Origin of the sequence: Pseudomonas putida, from assembly GCF_002906855.1 — a bacterium.
GTDB lineage: Bacteria > Pseudomonadota > Gammaproteobacteria > Pseudomonadales > Pseudomonadaceae > Aquipseudomonas > Aquipseudomonas putida_N.
This window is the reverse complement of the sequence record NZ_MINI01000048.1, coordinates 450391-466744: the sequence shown is the minus strand read 5'-3', so window position 1 is coordinate 466744 and position 16354 is coordinate 450391. Positions and strand designations below refer to the sequence as shown.

Annotated in this window: 16 protein-coding genes; 2 read left to right on the top strand and 14 right to left on the bottom strand. The window is 64.1% G+C overall.

All coding sequences use genetic code 11. The features are described 5' to 3' along the window. Positions 1–58: 58 nt before the first annotated feature. The 4 genes from BGP85_RS24905 to BGP85_RS24890 are packed head-to-tail and all read right to left on the bottom strand — an operon-like array spanning position 59 to position 3504. Positions 59–1216 (bottom strand): osmoprotectant ABC transporter ATP-binding protein OsmV, encoded by a 1158-nt coding sequence (locus BGP85_RS24905; RefSeq protein WP_103445605.1) that lies wholly within the window; start codon positions 1214–1216, stop codon positions 59–61. Next, positions 1213–1866: an ABC transporter permease gene (locus BGP85_RS24900; protein ID WP_103445604.1), complete on the bottom strand. Its 654-nt coding sequence runs from the start codon at positions 1864–1866 to the stop codon at positions 1213–1215. The genes BGP85_RS24905 and BGP85_RS24900 overlap by 4 nt, the downstream gene beginning before the upstream one ends. After that, complete coding sequence (locus BGP85_RS24895; protein WP_103445603.1) at positions 1863–2777, bottom strand: glycine betaine ABC transporter substrate-binding protein; 915 nt, start codon at positions 2775–2777, stop codon at positions 1863–1865. Before BGP85_RS24895 ends, BGP85_RS24900 begins: the two co-directional genes overlap by 4 nt. A 13-nt stretch (positions 2778–2790) precedes the next feature. Continuing rightward, positions 2791–3504 (bottom strand): ABC transporter permease, encoded by a 714-nt coding sequence (locus tag BGP85_RS24890; RefSeq protein WP_060485333.1) that lies wholly within the window; start codon positions 3502–3504, stop codon positions 2791–2793. A gap of 482 nt (positions 3505–3986) precedes the next feature. Between BGP85_RS24890 and BGP85_RS24885 the strand changes: the two genes are divergently transcribed. Beyond that, positions 3987–5570 (top strand): peptide chain release factor 3, encoded by a 1584-nt coding sequence (locus tag BGP85_RS24885; RefSeq protein WP_103445602.1) that lies wholly within the window; start codon positions 3987–3989, stop codon positions 5568–5570. Between the two features lie 32 nt (positions 5571–5602). Here BGP85_RS24885 and BGP85_RS24880 read toward each other — a convergent pair whose 3' ends face one another. From BGP85_RS24880 to BGP85_RS24865, 4 genes are all read right to left on the bottom strand, one after another. Continuing rightward, positions 5603–6682, bottom strand: coding sequence for a polyamine ABC transporter substrate-binding protein (locus BGP85_RS24880; protein WP_103445601.1), 1080 nt, complete (start codon positions 6680–6682; stop codon positions 5603–5605). A 52-nt stretch (positions 6683–6734) separates the two neighbouring features. Next, complete coding sequence (locus BGP85_RS24875; RefSeq protein WP_103445600.1) at positions 6735–7076, bottom strand: cupin domain-containing protein; 342 nt, start codon at positions 7074–7076, stop codon at positions 6735–6737. A 32-nt stretch (positions 7077–7108) separates the two neighbouring features. Further along, positions 7109–8515, bottom strand: coding sequence for an NAD(P)/FAD-dependent oxidoreductase (locus tag BGP85_RS24870; RefSeq protein WP_103445599.1), 1407 nt, complete (start codon positions 8513–8515; stop codon positions 7109–7111). Positions 8516–8579: 64 nt separating this feature from the next. Continuing rightward, the gene (locus BGP85_RS24865; protein ID WP_103445598.1) at positions 8580–9380 is read right to left on the bottom strand and encodes an AraC family transcriptional regulator; all 801 of its coding nucleotides are present in this window, start codon (positions 9378–9380) and stop codon (positions 8580–8582) included. A 216-nt stretch (positions 9381–9596) separates the two neighbouring features. Between BGP85_RS24865 and BGP85_RS24860 the strand changes: the two genes are divergently transcribed. After that, on the top strand, positions 9597–10496 hold the full coding sequence (locus BGP85_RS24860) for a hypothetical protein (protein WP_103445597.1): 900 nt from the start codon (positions 9597–9599) through the stop codon (positions 10494–10496). 79 nt (positions 10497–10575) lie between these two features. On the opposite strand, the gene BGP85_RS29390 is transcribed toward BGP85_RS24860, so the two are convergent. From BGP85_RS29390 to BGP85_RS24835, 6 genes are all read right to left on the bottom strand, one after another. Beyond that, positions 10576–10710 carry a hypothetical protein gene (locus BGP85_RS29390; protein ID WP_258035827.1) on the bottom strand — a complete coding sequence of 45 codons (135 nt, stop codon included), beginning with the start codon at positions 10708–10710 and terminating at the stop codon, positions 10576–10578. 46 nt (positions 10711–10756) lie between these two features. After that, the gene (locus tag BGP85_RS24855) at positions 10757–11725 is read right to left on the bottom strand and encodes a peptide ABC transporter ATP-binding protein (RefSeq protein WP_103445596.1); all 969 of its coding nucleotides are present in this window, start codon (positions 11723–11725) and stop codon (positions 10757–10759) included. Continuing rightward, positions 11725–12693 carry an ABC transporter ATP-binding protein gene (locus tag BGP85_RS24850; RefSeq protein WP_103445595.1) on the bottom strand — a complete coding sequence of 323 codons (969 nt, stop codon included), beginning with the start codon at positions 12691–12693 and terminating at the stop codon, positions 11725–11727. Before BGP85_RS24850 ends, BGP85_RS24855 begins: the two co-directional genes overlap by 1 nt. Before the next feature lie 10 nt (positions 12694–12703). Beyond that, a complete protein-coding gene (locus BGP85_RS24845; RefSeq protein ID WP_103445594.1) occupies positions 12704–13630 on the bottom strand; it encodes an ABC transporter permease subunit in 927 nt (308 codons plus the stop codon). A 10-nt stretch (positions 13631–13640) separates the two neighbouring features. Continuing rightward, positions 13641–14651: an ABC transporter permease subunit gene (locus BGP85_RS24840; RefSeq protein ID WP_103445593.1), complete on the bottom strand. Its 1011-nt coding sequence runs from the start codon at positions 14649–14651 to the stop codon at positions 13641–13643. A 74-nt stretch (positions 14652–14725) separates the two neighbouring features. Next, positions 14726–16321 carry an ABC transporter substrate-binding protein gene (locus tag BGP85_RS24835; protein ID WP_103445592.1) on the bottom strand — a complete coding sequence of 532 codons (1596 nt, stop codon included), beginning with the start codon at positions 16319–16321 and terminating at the stop codon, positions 14726–14728. Positions 16322–16354 lie beyond the last annotated feature (33 nt).

Genomic DNA, 16354 nt, shown 5'->3' with positions numbered 1-16354 from the left:
CGGAGTACCTGTAGGAGCGGGCTTGTCCCGCGAATGGGGCGCAAAGCGCCCCCAGCGATTACGAAGCCACCACCTCGGCTGGCGAAACGATGCTGGTCTTGGCCCCCCGCGAACGCCCCGAGCTCAGATAAGCCGCAATCGACTCCTGCGTCACTTCGCCGAGGAACACCTGCTCCGCATCCAGCACCGGCAACCACGCCCGGTTGAACTCGTACATCCGCGAAAGCAGGATGCGCAGATGCTCGTCATGCGATGCCGTGGCATTGAACGGCCGCAGGAAGTCGCCACAGGTGCCTTGCTGGCGGTGCATGTCACGCCGACGCACATACCCCAGCGCCTTGTTCTGCCCATCGGTCACCACCACATAACGGCGATCATGCTCGTCGAGCAGCTCCAGCGCATCGCTCACCGGGGTCTGCGGGCTCACCGACGGCGCGTTGTCCGCCGCGTCCTCCGCACGCACCAGCAGCAGGCGCTTGAGCGTGCTGTCCTGGCCAACGAAGTTGCTCACGAAGTCATCCACCGGGTGCGCCAGCAAGGTGTCCGGGTGGTCCAGCTGCAGCAGCTTGCCGGCGCGGAAGATGGCGATCTTGTCGCCCAGTTTGATCGCCTCGTCGATGTCATGACTGACCATGATCACGGTCTTGTTCAGCGCCCGCTGCATCTCGAAGAACTCGTTCTGGATCATCTCGCGGTTGATCGGGTCGACCGCGCCGAACGGCTCGTCCATCAGCAGTACCGGTGCTTCTGCCGCCAGTGCGCGGATCACGCCGATGCGCTGCTGCTGGCCGCCGGACAGCTCACGGGGGTAGCGCTGCAGGTATTGCTTGGGTTCGAGCTTGATCATGTGCATCAGCTCGCGGGCCCGCTCGTGGCACTTCTGTTTGTCCCAGCCGAGCAGGCGCGGGACCACGGTGATGTTCTCCTCGATGGTCATGTTGGGGAACAGGCCGATCTGCTGGATCACGTAGCCGATGTGCCGGCGCAGGGTCACTTCGTCGAGGGCGCTGGTGTCTTCGCCGTTGATCAGCACCCGGCCTGAGGTCGGTGCGATCAGGCGGTTGATCATCTTCAGCGTGGTGCTCTTGCCGCAGCCCGACGGGCCGAGGAACACGCAGATTTCACCTTCGTTGACGGTGAGGCTGACGGAGTCGACGGCTTTGACGTCCTTGCCGTTGACGTTGAAGGTCTTGCTGAGGTTCTGGAGTTCGATCATGAGCGCAGTCCTTCTGGAGTCAGGGCACGTTGCAGGGTTTGCAGGAGCAGGTCGGCGACGATCGCCAGCAGGCTGACCAGCACGGCGCCGACCAGCAGCATCGACATGTCGCTGCGGCTGATGGAGGTGAGGATGAGCACGCCCAGGCCGCCGGCCCCGATGGTGGCGGCGATGGTCATGACGCCGATGTTCATCACCACGGCGGTACGCACGCCGGCGAGGATCACCGGCACCGCAATCGGCAGCTCGACCAGGCGCAGGCGCTGGCCGAAGGTCATGCCGATCCCGCGCGCCGCTTCACGGATGCCGGGCTCGACGTTGGTCAGGGCCAGGTAGGTGTTGCGCAGGATCGGCAGCAGCGAATAGAGGAACACCGCAGTGATCGCCGGCAGCGGGCCGAGGCCCTGGCCGAACTTGGAGTAGAACGGCAGCAGCAGGCCGAACAGGGCGATGGACGGGATGGTCAGCAGCACCGTGGCGCTGGCCTGCAGCGGGCCGGCGACGGCCGGGAAGCGGGTCATCAGGATGCCCAGCGGCACGCCGACGATGATCGCCAGGCCCACGGCGACGCCGACCAGCATGATGTGCTGCCAGGTCAGCTGCAGCACCTGGGCCCAGTCGAGGTGGGCGAACGTGTCGAGCAGGCTCATGGCTGTACCTCGCTAGGCATTGGGTGCTCGCGCAGGAAGGCCGCGGCCACCGTGGTCGGGTTCTGGTGTTCGACGTCGACCTTGGCATTGAGCTGGCGCATGGTCTCGTCATCGAGTTGCTCGGCCAGTGGCTTGAGCAGGCCGACAAGTTTCGGGTTGGCGTCGAGCACCTGTTTACGCACCACCGGGGCGGCGGTGTAGTCGGGGAAGTAGTGTTTGTCGTCTTCCAGCAGCTTCAGGTTGAACGCGCTCAGGCGGCCGTCGGTGGTGTACACAAGGCCCGCGAACACCTGGTTGTTGTGCATGGCGGTGTAGACCAGGCCGGCATCCATCTGGCGGATGTTGGCGCGGCTCACGTGCAGGTCGTACATCTCTTTGAGGCCGACCAGGCCATCCGGGCGGTTGGCGAACTCGGTGTCCAGCGCCACCAGATGCTTGCGCTGGCTTTCGTCACGCAGCACCTGGTTGAGGTCGCTGATCGTGTTGACCTGTGGATAAGCCTCGGCCACCTGCTTGGGCAGGCCCAGGGCATAGGTGTTGCTGAACTTCGACGGGGTCAGCCAGATCAGGTCCTTTTTCGCGTCCAGCTCCTTGACCTTGGCGTAGGTGGCCTCGGCATTGGGCATGCGCTCGTCGATATGGTTGTACGAGACCAGCGACACGCCGGTGTATTCCCACATCAGGTCGAGCTGACCGGTTTCCTGGGCCTGGCGCGCGATGCTGCTGCCAAGACCGGTGGTGACGCGCACGTCGAAGCCGTTGGCACGCAGGTATTGCGCGGTGATTTCGGCGAGCACGGTCTGCTCGGTGAACACCCGCGCGCCGATGCGGATCAAGGGTTTTTCGGCTGCCTGGGCAAATCCTGCGAACAGCAGGGCCGCGCCCAGCAGCAAGGCGATTCTCTTGTTCATGGGTTCCCTCTTGTTATCCAGCCAGGCCACGTTCCAGCCAGCGTTTGCTGGAGAAACTCACCGCCGCATCCAGCACCAATGCCAGCAGTGCGGTGCAGGCGGCACCGAGCAGCAGCTGTGGCTGGTTGTTCAGGGCGATGCCGGGGAAGATCAGGCTGCCCAGGCTGTTGGCGCCAATCAGGAAGGCCAGCGGCGCGGTGCCGACATTCAGTGCCAGGGCCACGCGCACGCCGCCGACGATGATCGGCACGGCGTTGGGCAGTTCCACCTGCCAGAGTTGCTGGCGCGGCGTCATGCCGATACCGGTGGCGGCTTCCTTGAGCGAGGCGGGGACGTTTTTCAGGCCCTCGTAGGTGTTGCGCACGATGGGCAGGAGGGAGGCGAGGAACAACGCGAAGATCGCAGGCCCGGCGCCGATGCCCAGGATACTCAGGGCGATGGCCAGAACGGCCAGGGGGGGGATGGTATTGCCAACGTTGAAGAACTGCATGAAGCGCTCGGCTTTGTCGACCCGGTGCGGTCGACTCAGCGCAATGCCGGCGGGGATGCCCACGGCCAGCGCCGCCGCCATCGAAGCTAGCACCAGTACCAGGTGCGCTTGCAGATAGAACCCAAGATCGTCGCGATAACGCGCGATCGTGTCGATGCCGATCCAGTGGATCAGCAGGGCCAGGATGACGAGCACGGTGGCGCATCCCAACAGCCCTTTACCGTAGCGTGTAGCCACAGGCGGACTCCTTGTGTTGTCGGCGAGCACACTTCTTGGTAGCCGGCCAGTGCTGGCGGCGGGTGGTGTGTTCGCGAGTAGCAGCGTGAGGCAACCGAAGGCTGCGATCAGGCCATGAGCCGAACCCCGTCGGGCCCGAAAATGCTGATGAAACCAGTCCCCAACCGAAGCGGGTTGCAGGGGAGTGGACGTCTCCGTGGGCGTAAAGGTTCCCATCTGAGGCGGCATTTGGCCAGCGTTAATCACTGGGCAGGGTGAATCTTGGCGAGAAAAAACAGCGGGTTAATGCCCTGGAGGCGTTGAAATAACTGCCCTGTGGCCTTTTGTCGTGATAAAGCGATTGTCTGATGGATTTCTTTGCATCTACCGGCCTCTTCGCGGGGCAGGCCGGTCCTGCAACCACTCATGCAGCCGGCTTTGGTCCCCGCCCAACTTCAGGTATGATATCGCCCCTTTCAAATCCCCCAGTCAGGCGATTTCCCATGACCAACCAGGCCGCCGAAGTCGCGAAGCGCCGCACTTTCGCAATCATCTCCCACCCCGACGCCGGTAAGACCACCATCACCGAAAAGCTCCTGCTGATGGGCAAGGCCATTGCCGTCGCCGGTACCGTGAAGTCGCGCAAGTCCGACCGCCACGCCACCTCCGACTGGATGGAAATGGAGAAGCAGCGCGGCATCTCCATCACCACTTCGGTGATGCAGTTCCCGTACCGCGAGCACATGATCAACCTGCTCGACACCCCCGGCCACGAAGACTTCTCGGAAGATACCTACCGCACCCTGACCGCGGTGGACTCGGCGCTGATGGTGCTCGACGGCGGCAAAGGTGTAGAGCCGCGGACCATCGCCTTGATGGATGTATGCCGTCTGCGCGACACGCCGATCGTCAGCTTCATCAACAAACTCGACCGTGACATCCGCGACCCGATCGAACTGCTCGACGAGATCGAAGCCGTCTTGAAGATCAAGGCCGCGCCGATCACCTGGCCGATCGGTTGCTATCGCGACTTCAAGGGCGTGTATCACCTGACCGGCGACTACATCGTGGTCTACACCCCGGGCCACGGCCACGAGCGCACCGAAGCCAAGATCATCCAGAATCTGGACTCCGACGAGGCCCGCGCGCACCTGGGTGACCAGTACGATTCGTTCGTCGAGCAACTGGAGCTGGTGCAGGGCGCCTGCCACGAGTTCAACCAGGAAGAGTTCATCAACGGTCAGCTGACCCCGGTGTTCTTCGGTACCGCGTTGGGCAACTTTGGCGTCGACCATGTGCTCGATGCCGTCGTCGACTGGGCGCCGCGCCCGCTGGGCCGCGTCGCCCACGAGCGGACCGTCGAGCCTGTGGAAGAGAAATTCACCGGCTTCGTGTTCAAGATCCAGGCGAACATGGACCCGAAACACCGCGACCGCATCGCCTTCATGCGCATCTGCTCGGGCAAGTACGAAAAGGGCATGAAGATGCGCCATGTGCGGATCAACAAGGACCTGCGCATCGGCGACGCGCTGACCTTCTTCTCCTCCGAGCGTGAGCAGCTGGAAGAGGCCTATGCCGGCGACATCATCGGCCTGCACAACCACGGCACCATCCAGATCGGCGACACTTTCACCGAAGGCGAGGCGCTGGGCTTCACCGGTATCCCGCACTTCGCGCCGGAGCTGTTCCGCCGCGTGCGCCTGAAGGACCCGCTGAAATCCAAGCAGCTGCGTCAGGGCCTGCAGCAGCTGGCCGAGGAGGGCGCAACCCAGGTGTTCTTCCCGGAGCGCAGCAACGACATCATCCTCGGTGCGGTCGGTGTGCTGCAGTTCGACGTGGTCGCCAGCCGCCTGAAGGAAGAGTACAAGGTGGAATGTGCCTACGAGCCGATCACCGTCTGGTCGGCCCGCTGGATCGGCTGCGATGACAAGAAGAAGCTCGAGGAATTCCAGAACAAGGCCATGGAAAACCTGGCCATCGACGGTGGCGGTCACCTGACCTACCTGGCGCCGACCCGGGTCAACCTGGCGCTGATGGAAGAGCGCTGGCCGGACATCAAGTTCCGCGCTACCCGCGAGCACCACTGATCGCGGAATTGGGGCCGCAAAGCGGCCCCATTTCAATTCCCGGCTTTGATGCTGGTCCAGATTCGGGTCCTGATGCGGTCGATCTTGGCCGGCATCGCCTCCAGGGCATACAACTTGCCCATCACATCCTCGCTCGGGTAAATCATCGTATTACCCTTCATCACCGGCTCCACCAGCCCGTCCGCCTTGAGGTTGCCGTTGGCGTACTGCACATGGTTGCTGATGTTGGCCATCACTTCCGGCTGCAGCAGGTAGTTCATGTAGGCATACCCGGCCTTTTCATCCGGCGCGTCGGCCGGCATGGCCACCATGTCGAACCACATCGGCGCACCTTCCTTGGGGATCGAATACCCCACCTTCACTCCGTTTTTCGCCTCTTCGGCACGGTTCTTCGCCTGCAGCACATCTCCCGAGAAGCCCACCACCACGCAGATATCGCCGTTGGCCAGGTCGCCGGTGTACTTCGATGAGTGGAAGTAGCTGATGTACGGCCGCACCTGCATCAGCAGCGCCTTGGCCTTGTCGTAGTCGGCCGGGTTCTGGCTGTGGTGCGGCAGGCCCAGGTAGTGCAGGGCGATCGGCAGCAGTTCGGGGCCGTTGTCCAGCACTGCGACGCCGCAGCTCTTCAGCTTGCTCATGTACTCGGGCTTGAAGATCAGGTCCCAGGAATCCACCGGTGCATTGTCGCCGAGCACCGCCTTGACCTTGTCGATGTTGTAGCCGATGCCCGTGCTGCCCCACAGGTACGGGAAGCCGTACTGGTTGCCCGGGTCGTTGACCTCCAGCGCCTTCATCAGCACCGGGTTGAGGTTGTGCCAGTTGGGCAACTGCGACTTGTCCAGCGGCTTCAGGGCCTTGCCCTGGATCTGCCGGGCCATGAAGTGGTTGGACGGGAACACCACGTCGTAGCCGGAGTTGCCGGTCATCAGCTTGCCGTCGAGGGTCTCGTTGCTGTCGTACACGTCGTAGGTCGGCACGATGCCGCTGGCCTGCTGGAAGTTCTTCAGCGTGTCGGGCGCGACGTAGCTGGACCAGTTGTAGATCTTCACCGTTTCGGCGGCGCTGGCGACGCTAGCGGCCAGCATCAGGGGGGCGAGAAGGAGCGTGCGCATGTCGGGTTTACCTTGCTTTGTCTGTTGTTATCGAAGGCAGGCGATCAGCGGATCAGAAAATGAGAACGTAGGTCTTGCGCACGGTCTCCTGGATGTCCCAGATGCCGGTGCTGTTGGCCGGTAGCATCAGTGCGTCTCCGGCTTCTATGAGCAGGGGCTCGCCACCGTCGGGGGTGAAGGTGCAGCGGCCCTTGATGAAATGGCAGAACTCCTGCTGCACGATCTGCCGCCGCCAGCGCCCGGGCGTGCACTCCCAGATGCCGGTCTCGACGCCGTCGCTGCGTTCCACGCAGGTGACCGAAGCCACTGCCACGGGTTCGCCAAGTGGCACCGCGACCGGGTTGGCGCTTTCGAGCACGGCGGTGTCTGTGTGTTTGAACTGGGTAATGCTCATGACCGGTGGATCCTGTGTCGGGGTAAGGGAAGTCAGTGCATGAAGCCTTCCATGAAGTCCGCAAGGGAGCTGGCCAGGCGCCGCCTCCAAGGCGCGCTGGCGGGGTTGGCGAGGGTCCGGTCCTCGTGGACGAAGCTCTGGATGATCGCGTTGTAGCCGAGCCAGCGGCAGGGCTCGGGCGGCCAGCTGGCCAGGCTTGCAACCGGGCGGTTGTCGAGTACCCAGGGTTGCGCGGTCAGTTCGTTGTGCTGGTTGAGGATCAGCGCCGCCAGCGTGCGCCCGCCAAGGTTGGTGGCACCGACACCTTCGCCGCCGTAGCCGCCGGCCAGGGCGATGCCACGCTGGCGGTCGCAGAGCATGTGCGGGCGGAAGCGCCGCGCCATGCCCAGGTTGCCGCCCCAGGAGTGGGTGATGCGGGCGTGCTTGAGCTGCGGGAACAGTTCGCCGAACAGGTAGCGACGCAGCTCGACTTCATGCTCCTCGAGGTTGAAGTTCTCGCGCAGCCGGCCACCGAAGCGGTAGCCGCCGCGGGCGCCGAATACCAGGCGGTTGTCGGCGGTGCGCTGGCCGTAGGTTACCTGGCGGCTGCTCTCGCTGAAGGCCTGGCCCTGGCTCAGGCCGATCTGCTCCCAGGTCGATTCCGGCAGCGGCTCGGTGGCCACCAGCAGGCTCTGCACCGGCAACTGGTGCTTGCCCAGCGGCGGCAGGCTGGCGGCGTACCCTTCGACCGCAGGCACCATCCACTGGCAGCGAATGCGCGCCAGGGGCGAGCGTACTTCGCCGGGTTGCCAGTCGATGGCCGGGGTGTTCTCGTAGATCGTCACGCCCAGAGCTTCCACGGCCCGGGCCAGGCCACGGGCCAGCTTGGCCGGATGGATGGTTGCGGTGTGCGGGCTGTAGATAGCGCCGTAGGCATTGCTGACCCGTAGTTGTGCGTCCAGCTGCTCGGGGCGCAACCAGCGGTAGTCGTCCTCGGTCATGCCTTGGCGATAGAGGTCGTCGAGGTACGCGCGCAGGCTGCGTTCCTGCTCCGGGTAACGCGCGGCGCAATACAGCACGCCGCCTTTGCGGTAGTCGCAGTCGATGCCCTCGCGCTGCAGCACGCTGTGCACTTCATCAGGAATGCCATGCAACAGGTCGATGCTGGCGCGGCGCTGCTGCGGCGACAGGGTGGCGAGCAGGCGGTCTTCACCCAGCAGGTTGCCCATCAGCCAGCCGCCATTGCGCCCAGAAGCGCCGAAGCCGGCGATGTTGGCCTCGATCACCGCGATATTCAGTTGCGGAGCCTGGCGCTTGAGGTAGTAGGCGGTCCACAGCCCGGTGTAGCCGGCGCCGATGATGCACACATCGACCTCGAGGTCCTGGCGCAGGGCCGGGCGCGCGCACAGCGGCTCGTCGAGCTGGTCCATCCACAGGCTGAGCGTGCGCAGGGGTTGCATCGGGTTTTGCTCCACATCCGTCAAGGTCTGTGGGCGATGCTAGTGGTGTCGGCTGGTGGCTGTCTTACGTGCGTGCACGCAGGGAAATTTGCTTGAGATAGGCCTTGGGCGTGAGGCCGGTGTGTTCGCGGAAGCACTTGTAGAACGCCGAGAGCGAGTTGAAGCCGGCGTTGAACGCCAGGTCGTCGATCGGCGCCTCGACGCTGTCGTCGTCGAGGCTGGCCATCAGGTGTTGCAGGCGCGCCTGGTTGACGTAGCGGTAGAAGCTTTGCCCGAGCACCTGGTTGAGCAGGTAGGAGATCTGGTTACGGCTGTAGCCGCTGGCGTCGGCCACCTGCTGCAGGTCCAGCTCCGGGTCGAGGTAGGGGCGCTGGCGTTGGAAGTAGTGCTCCAGGTCCTGGGCCATGGTCGACAGCTGCCGTGGCGACAGGCCCAGGCGGCTAGTGGCCGGGCGCGGGCCGCTGCTGACCAGGCCGTTGCCGTTCTGGCGAACCAGGGTAGCGTACTCGTTGACCTGCCAGATCAGGCCGTCCTTGACGGTGATCGCTTCGCTGGACTGGAACGCCACCAGGCCGTCGCCGCCCTGCACCGTGACCTGGTACTGGATGAAGGCCGTGCAGCCGTCGACGCGGATGCGGTCGCTGTGGACGATGTCCTCGCCGGCTTCATGGGGCAGGCAGGCGCGCACGTAGTCGCGCAGCTCGCGGTAGCCGAGCACGCGGTTCTGGAAGAAGTCGTGGTACTGGATGTCGGGGTGGTAGAGCGCGATCACGCCGTCGAGGTCACGGTGCTTCCAGCACAAGTGGTAGCGCAGCACGGTGTCGGCGGTCAGCGGGGTCTGGGCGGGCGTGTCGAGAAGGGTCATGCCCGAATCATGCCCTGCCCTCGGGGGCGTCGACAAGAATGCAGAACACCTGATGCAGTTCGGCAATTCGCGCATTTTGCACGGTTGATGCGCTGATCTGATTGCTAACTTGTTGATCTGAAAGGGTGTCATTTTTTGTCACAACTGGCACAGCCGCTGCAATGGTTATTGCGCGAATGGAATTCTCGCTAACAACCCAATACAGGCGAACACATCATGATCCCCTCTGCCGACTATCCCGTTGTCGATCCCAAAACCCGCTCAGGTGTGTCCTGGGCCGCGATCTTCGCTGGTGCCGCCGCCGCTGCTGCCTTGTCCCTGATCCTCGTGGTTCTTGGGGCAGGCTTGGGCTTTGCAGCGACTTCCCCTTGGGCCAACGAAGGGGCGAGCGCCAAGGCGCTGGGCATTTCCACCATCGTCTGGCTCCTGCTCACCCAGATCATTGCATCGGGCCTAGGCGGCTACATCGCGGGTCGGCTGCGGGTGAAGTGGGCCAACCTGCATGGTGATGAAGTGTACTTCCGCGATACCGCCCACGGTTTCCTGTCCTGGGCGGTGGCGACCCTGGTGGCGGCAATGCTGGTGCTGGGCGCTGCGGGCAACGTGATTGGCGCGGGCGCCAGCGCGGCCTCCCAGGCAGCGACCGTGACCGCGGCGGCAGGGGGGGCTGCTGCGGCTGACAACAACAGCAACTCGATGGGGTATTTCGTCGATAGCCTGTTCCGTGGCGAGGGGCCGGCACCGGTCAGTGAAGATGCCGCCAATGGCGTGGCAGCACGAATTCTGGCCAAAGGAATCGCCAGTGACGGCGCCTTGCCTGCGGAAGATCGGGCCTACCTTGCGCAGCTGGTGGCCCAACGTACCCGGTTGACCCAGCCGGAGGCCGAGGCACGTGTCGACCAGGTCATGGCACAGGTACAGCAGCTGAAGGTGGATGCCAAGCAAGCGGCTGACAAAGCGGCCAAGGTGGCAGCCTGGACTGCACTGTGGACCTTCGTCGCTCTGCTTTGCGGCGCATTCTTCGCCAGCGTGGCTGCGTTGTATGGCGGCCGTCTGCGCGACCGCGTGCAATGGCTTGAAGTCGACTACGTCGCTCATCGCACCATTCAACGTTAAGGAAGGAGAATAACCATGCGCTCGATACTGCTCTGGATGCTCGGGGTTCCAATCCCGGTGATCATCCTGATTGCTCTGTTCATGCATTGATCCGAAGGGCGGCGTAAGCCGCCCTTTGTGTTGGTGCTCGATTAAGGAGATGGAACATGCGCTCTTTATTACTTTGGATGATTGGGGTGCCGATACCAGTGATCATCCTGATCTGGCTTTTCATGCATTGAGATTCCCGGGGCCGCGAAGCGGCCCCAACAATCTAAAGCTTAAAGAAACTGCTCGGCATAATGGCAAGCGACCTGCCGCGTACTCACCTGCCGCAACGCCGGCACCTCCTTGGCGCAACGTTCGGTCGCATATGGGCAACGCTTGTGGAATGCACACCCATCCGGCGGATCTAGTGGGTTGGGCAGCTCTCCGGCAATGCGGATCTTCGGTTTCAGTGGGTCCGGGTGAATCGCCGGTGTGGCCGACAGCAGCGCCTGGGTATATGGATGCAACGGCTTTTCGTAGATATCCGCCTTCGGCCCCATCTCCGCGGGCCGCCCCAGGTACATCACCAGCACTTGATCGGCCACATGCCGCACCACCGCCAGGTTGTGCGAGATGAACACGTAGGCGGTGTTGAACTCCTTCTGCAAGTCCATGAACAGGTTCAGCACCTGGGCCTGGATCGACACGTCCAGCGCCGAAGTCGGCTCATCCGCCACCAGCACCTTCGGTTGCAGCATCATCGCCCGGGCCAGGGCAATCCGCTGGCGCTGACCGCCGGAGAACATGTGCGGGTAGCGCTGGTAATGCTCGGGGCGCAGGCCGACCTGTTCCATCATCTTCTGCACTTTCTCGCGCCGCTCGGCCTTGCTCAGCGAGGTGTTGATCAGCAGTGGCTCGGCCAGTTGGTCACCGATCTTCTGCCGTGGGTTGAGCGAAGCGTAAGGGCTCTGGAATACCATCTGCACGTCGCGGCGCAGTTGCTTGCGCTCGGACTTGCTGGCGCCTTTCACTTCGGTGCCGGCAATCTGCAGCGAGCCGGAGGAGGGCTCTTCGATCAGCGTCAGGGCGCGAGCCAGGGTCGACTTGCCGCAGCCGGACTCGCCGACCACGGCCAGGGTCTTGCCGGCCTCCAGTTCGAACGACACGCCATTGAGCGCGCGCACCAGGGCGTGGCCCTTGAACAGCCCGCGGGACACTTCGTAATGCCGGGTCAGCTCCCGGGCAGTGAGAACGACGGCCATCACGCCACCTCCTGGTTCAGCGGGTAGAAGCAACGCACCAGGCTGTGGGCCTGCGGGTCGAGGGGCGGGCGCTGGTGCCGGCAGTTGTCCTGCACGTACGGGCAACGCGGCGACAGCAGGCAGCCAGTCGGGCGGTCGTAGCGGCCGGGGACGATGCCGGGCAGGGTGGCCAGGCGCTCGGCGCCGACGCTGTGCTCGGGGATCGCTGCCAGCAGCGCTTCGCTGTACGGGTGGGCGGGCACGTCGAAAAGCTCCGGCACCTGGCCGACTTCCACGGCCTGGCCGGCGTACATCACGCACACCCGTCTGGCGGTTTCGGCGACCACGGCCAGATCGTGGGTGATCAGGATGAGCGCCATGTTGCGCTCCTTCTGCAGGTTGACCAGCAGCTCCATGATCTGCGCCTGGATAGTCACGTCGAGCGCGGTGGTCGGTTCGTCGGCGATCAGCAGCTTGGGTTCGCCGGCAATCGCCATGGCGATCGCCACACGCTGGCTCATGCCGCCGGAGAGCTGGTGCGGGTAGGCGTCCAGGCGGCTTTGCGCAGCCGGGATCTCGACTTTCTTAAGCAGCTCCAGGGCACGCTGGCGTGCGGCCTTGCCTTTCAGGCCCAGGTGCTGACGCAGCACTTCCTCGATCTGGTAACCAACGGTGTAGCTGGGGTTGAGCGCGGTCATCGGGTCCTGGAAGACCATGGCGATGTCCTTGCCCACCACCTTGCGCCGCTGGCGACCGCTGAGCTTGAGCATGTCGGTGCCGTCGAAGGTGAGCGAATCGGCCGTGATGCGCCCGGGGGCGTCGATCAGGCCCATCAGGGCCATCATGGTGACGGATTTGCCCGAGCCGGACTCGCCGACAATGGCCAGGATCTCGCCGGCTTCCACCGCCAGGTCCAGGCCATCGACCACGGGCACGGCATTGGCGTCGCCGAAGCGCACGTTCAGGTTGTTGATCTGCAACAGTGACATGGCGTTCTCCTCAGGCGGCGTTCTTGAGTTTCGGGTCCAGCGCATCGCGCAGGCCGTCGCCCATCAGGTTGATTGCCAGCACACTGAGCAGAATGGTCAGGCCAGGCAGGCTCACCACCCACCAGGCGCGCTCGATGTAGTCACGGGCCGAAGCCAGCATGGTGCCCCACTCGGGGGTTGGCGGCTGCACGCCGAGGCCGAGGAAGCCCAGCGCGGCGGCGTCGAGGATCGCCGAGGAGAAGCTCAAGGTGGCCTGCACGATCAGCGGCGCCATGCAGTTGGGCAGCACGGTGACGAACATCAGCCGTGGCAGCCCGGCACCGGCCAGGCGTGCGGCGGTGACGTAGTCACGGTTCAGCTCGCCCATCACCGCGGCGCGGGTCAGGCGCACGTAGGAGGGCAACGACACGATGGCGATGGCGATGACGGTATTGATCAGGCCAGGGCCGAGGATGGCGACGATGGCCACCGCCAGTAGCAGCGAGGGCAGGGCCAGCATCACGTCCATCAGGCGCATGATCGAGGGGCCAAGCACCTGCGGGAAGAAGCCGGCCAGCAGGCCCAGCAGGATCCCCGGGATCAGCGACATCACCACCGACGACAGGCCGATCAGCAGCGACAGCCGCGCGCCCTGGATCAGGCGCGACAGCAGGTCGCGGCCCAGTTCGTCGGTGCCGAGGATGAACTGCCAGCTGCCGCCCTCAAGCCACACCGGCGGGGTCAGCAGGAAGTCGCGGTACTGCTCGCTCGGGTCATGGGGGGCAACCCACGGCGCGAACAGGGCGCAGAACACCACCAGGCACATGAAGGCCAGGCCCATTACCGCGCCCTTGTTGCGCGAGAAGGCGTGCCAGAATTCTTTGTACGGTGAGGGGTAGAGCAGGCTCTGGTCCACCGGGCTGGCCGGTGTGACGGATTTCGGAATCGGGCTAGTCATGGCGAAGGCCTCAGCGCTGATGACGGATGCGTGGGTTGGCCAGGCCGTAGAGGATATCCACGACGAAGTTGACCAGGATCACCAGGCAGGCGATCAACAGGATGCCGTTCTGGACCACGGGGTAGTCACGGGCGCCGATGGCTTCGATCAGCCACTTGCCGATGCCCGGCCAGGAGAAGATGGTTTCGGTGAGCACGGCGCCGGCCAGCAGCGTGCCGACCTGCAGGCCGAACACCGTCAGCACCGGGATCAGCGCGTTGCGCAGGCCATGCACGAACACCACGCGGGCGGGCGACAGGCCCTTGGCGCGGGCGGTGCGGATGTAGTCTTCGCGCAGCACTTCGAGCATCGACGAACGGGTCATGCGGGCGATCACCGCCAGCGGGATGGTGCCTAGCACGATGGCCGGCAGGATCAGGTGCATCACCGCATCCTTGAACGCGCCTTCCTCGTCGCTGAGCAGGGTGTCGATGAGCATGAAGCCGGTCTTCGGCTCGATGTCATAGAGCAGGTCGATCCGCCCGGAAACCGGGGTCCAGCCCAGGCTCACCGAGAAGAACATGATCAGGATCAGGCCCCACCAGAAGATCGGCATGGAGTAGCCGGCCAGGGAAATCCCCATCACCCCGTGGTCGAACAGTGAACCGCGCTTGAGCGCGGCGATCACCCCGGCTAGCAGGCCGACCACGCCGGCGAACAGCAAGGCGGCGAGGGCCAGCTCCAGGGTGGCGGGGAACAGGGTGAGAAACTCGGTCCACACGCTCTCGCGGGTGCGTAGCGATTCACCGAGATCGCCCTGGGCCAGCTTGCCGACGTAGTCCAGGTACTGGACCGGCAACGGCTTGTTCAAGCCCAGGCGCTCCATGGCCTGGGCGTGCATTTCGGGGTCGACCCTGCGCTCGCCCATCATCACTTCCACCGGGTCGCCGGGGATCAGGCGTATGAGCGCGAAGGTCAGCAAGGTGATACCGAAGAAGGTCGGTATCAGCAGGCCCAGGCGCCGGGCAATAAAACTCAACATTGTCGGGGTTACCTCATAAGCAGGTCACGCAGTGCCACCGGTGCCCGTGTGGGGTCCCGGCGATCGTTGTTGTTCTACTTCACCCGGGTGGTGGCGAAGTTGTTGTTGGTCAGAGGGTTGATCACGTAGCCCTCCACGTTGTCACGCATGGCAGTGAACATCTTCGGATGGGCCATGCTGATCCAGGGTTGATCGTCATCGTACACCTTCAAAGCCTCGGCATAGAGCCTGGCGCGTTGGTCGTTGTCGCTCACTTCGCGGGCGCGGGTGATCAGCTCCTGGAATTTGGCGTTGCACCAGCGCGCGTAGTTCTCGCCGCTTTTTGCGGCATCGCAGCTGAGCAGCGGGCTGAGGAAATTGTCCGGGTCGCCGTTGTCGCCGGCCCAGCCGGTGGACACCAGGTCGGCCTCGCCGTTCTTGGCCCGGCGCAGCATTTCGGCCCACTCCATCACGCGGATATCCAGCTTAAGGCCGATCTGCTTGAGGTCGGCCTGCAGCATTTCGGCGGACAGGCGTGGGTTGGGGTTGGTCGCGCCGCCGCCGTTGCGGGTGAACAGGGTGATCACCGTGCCTTCCGGTACCCCGGCTTCCTTGAGCAGCTCGCGGGCCTTGGCCAGGTCGCGGGGCGGGTTCTTGTTCTCGGTGTTATAGCCGATCATGGTCGGCGGGTAGGGGTTCACGCCGACCAGTGCGTTGCCCTTGCCGAACAGCTGGTCGACGTGGGTCTGGCGGTCGAAGGCCATGTTGATGGCTTTGCGCACGCGTACGTCGCTCAGGTACTTGTGTTGGGTGTTCATCGCGATGTAGCCGGTGACCAGGGCTTCGATTTCGTCGACCTTGAGTGTCGAGTCCTTCTTGATCAACGGTATGTCATCGGGCTTGGGGTAGAGCGCCACCTGGCATTCGTTGGCGCGCAGCTTCTGCAGGCGCACGTTGCTGTCGGTGGCGATTGCGAAGACCAGCGCATCGGCTGGCGGCTTGCCGCGGAAGTAGTCCGGGTTGGGCTTGTAGCGAACCTGGGCGTCCTTGTTGTAGCGCTGGAAGATGAAGGGGCCGGTGCCGATGGGCTTGCTGTTGAGGTCGCCGGTCTTGCCGGCCTTGAGCAGCTGGTCGCCGTATTCGGCGGAGTAGATCGAGGTAAAGGGCATGCCCATGTCCCGCAGGAACGGCGCTTCCGGGCGGGTGAGGGTGATCACCACCGTGTGGTCGTCGGTCTTGGCCACGGATTTCAGCAGGTCCTTGAAGGCCATGCTCTCGAAGTACGGGTAGCCGGCGCTGCTTTTGTCATGCCAAGGGTGGTGCGGGTCGAGCTGGCGATTCAGGCTCCACAGCACGTCGTCGGCGTTGAAGTCGCGGGTCGGCTTGAAGTAGTCGGTGGTGTGGAACTTCACCCCATGGCGCAGATGAAAGGTGTAGGTCAGGCCGTCGGCTGAAATGTCCCAGCGTTCGGCCAGGGCCGGCTGGATGTCGGTGGTACCGGGCTTGAAGTCGACCAGGCGGTTGAACACCGTCTCGGCCGAGGCGTCGGCGGTGACGGCGGTGGTGTACTGGACGATGTCGAAGCCTTCAGGGCTGGCTTCGGTGCACACCACCAGTGGCTTGGCCGCGAGGTTGCCGGCGGCGCCGAGGATGACTGCTGCCAGGGCAGCGCGGAGCGGTAGCGATGTCATGGAAACTCCCTGCATGCGTTGATTCCAGCGTAG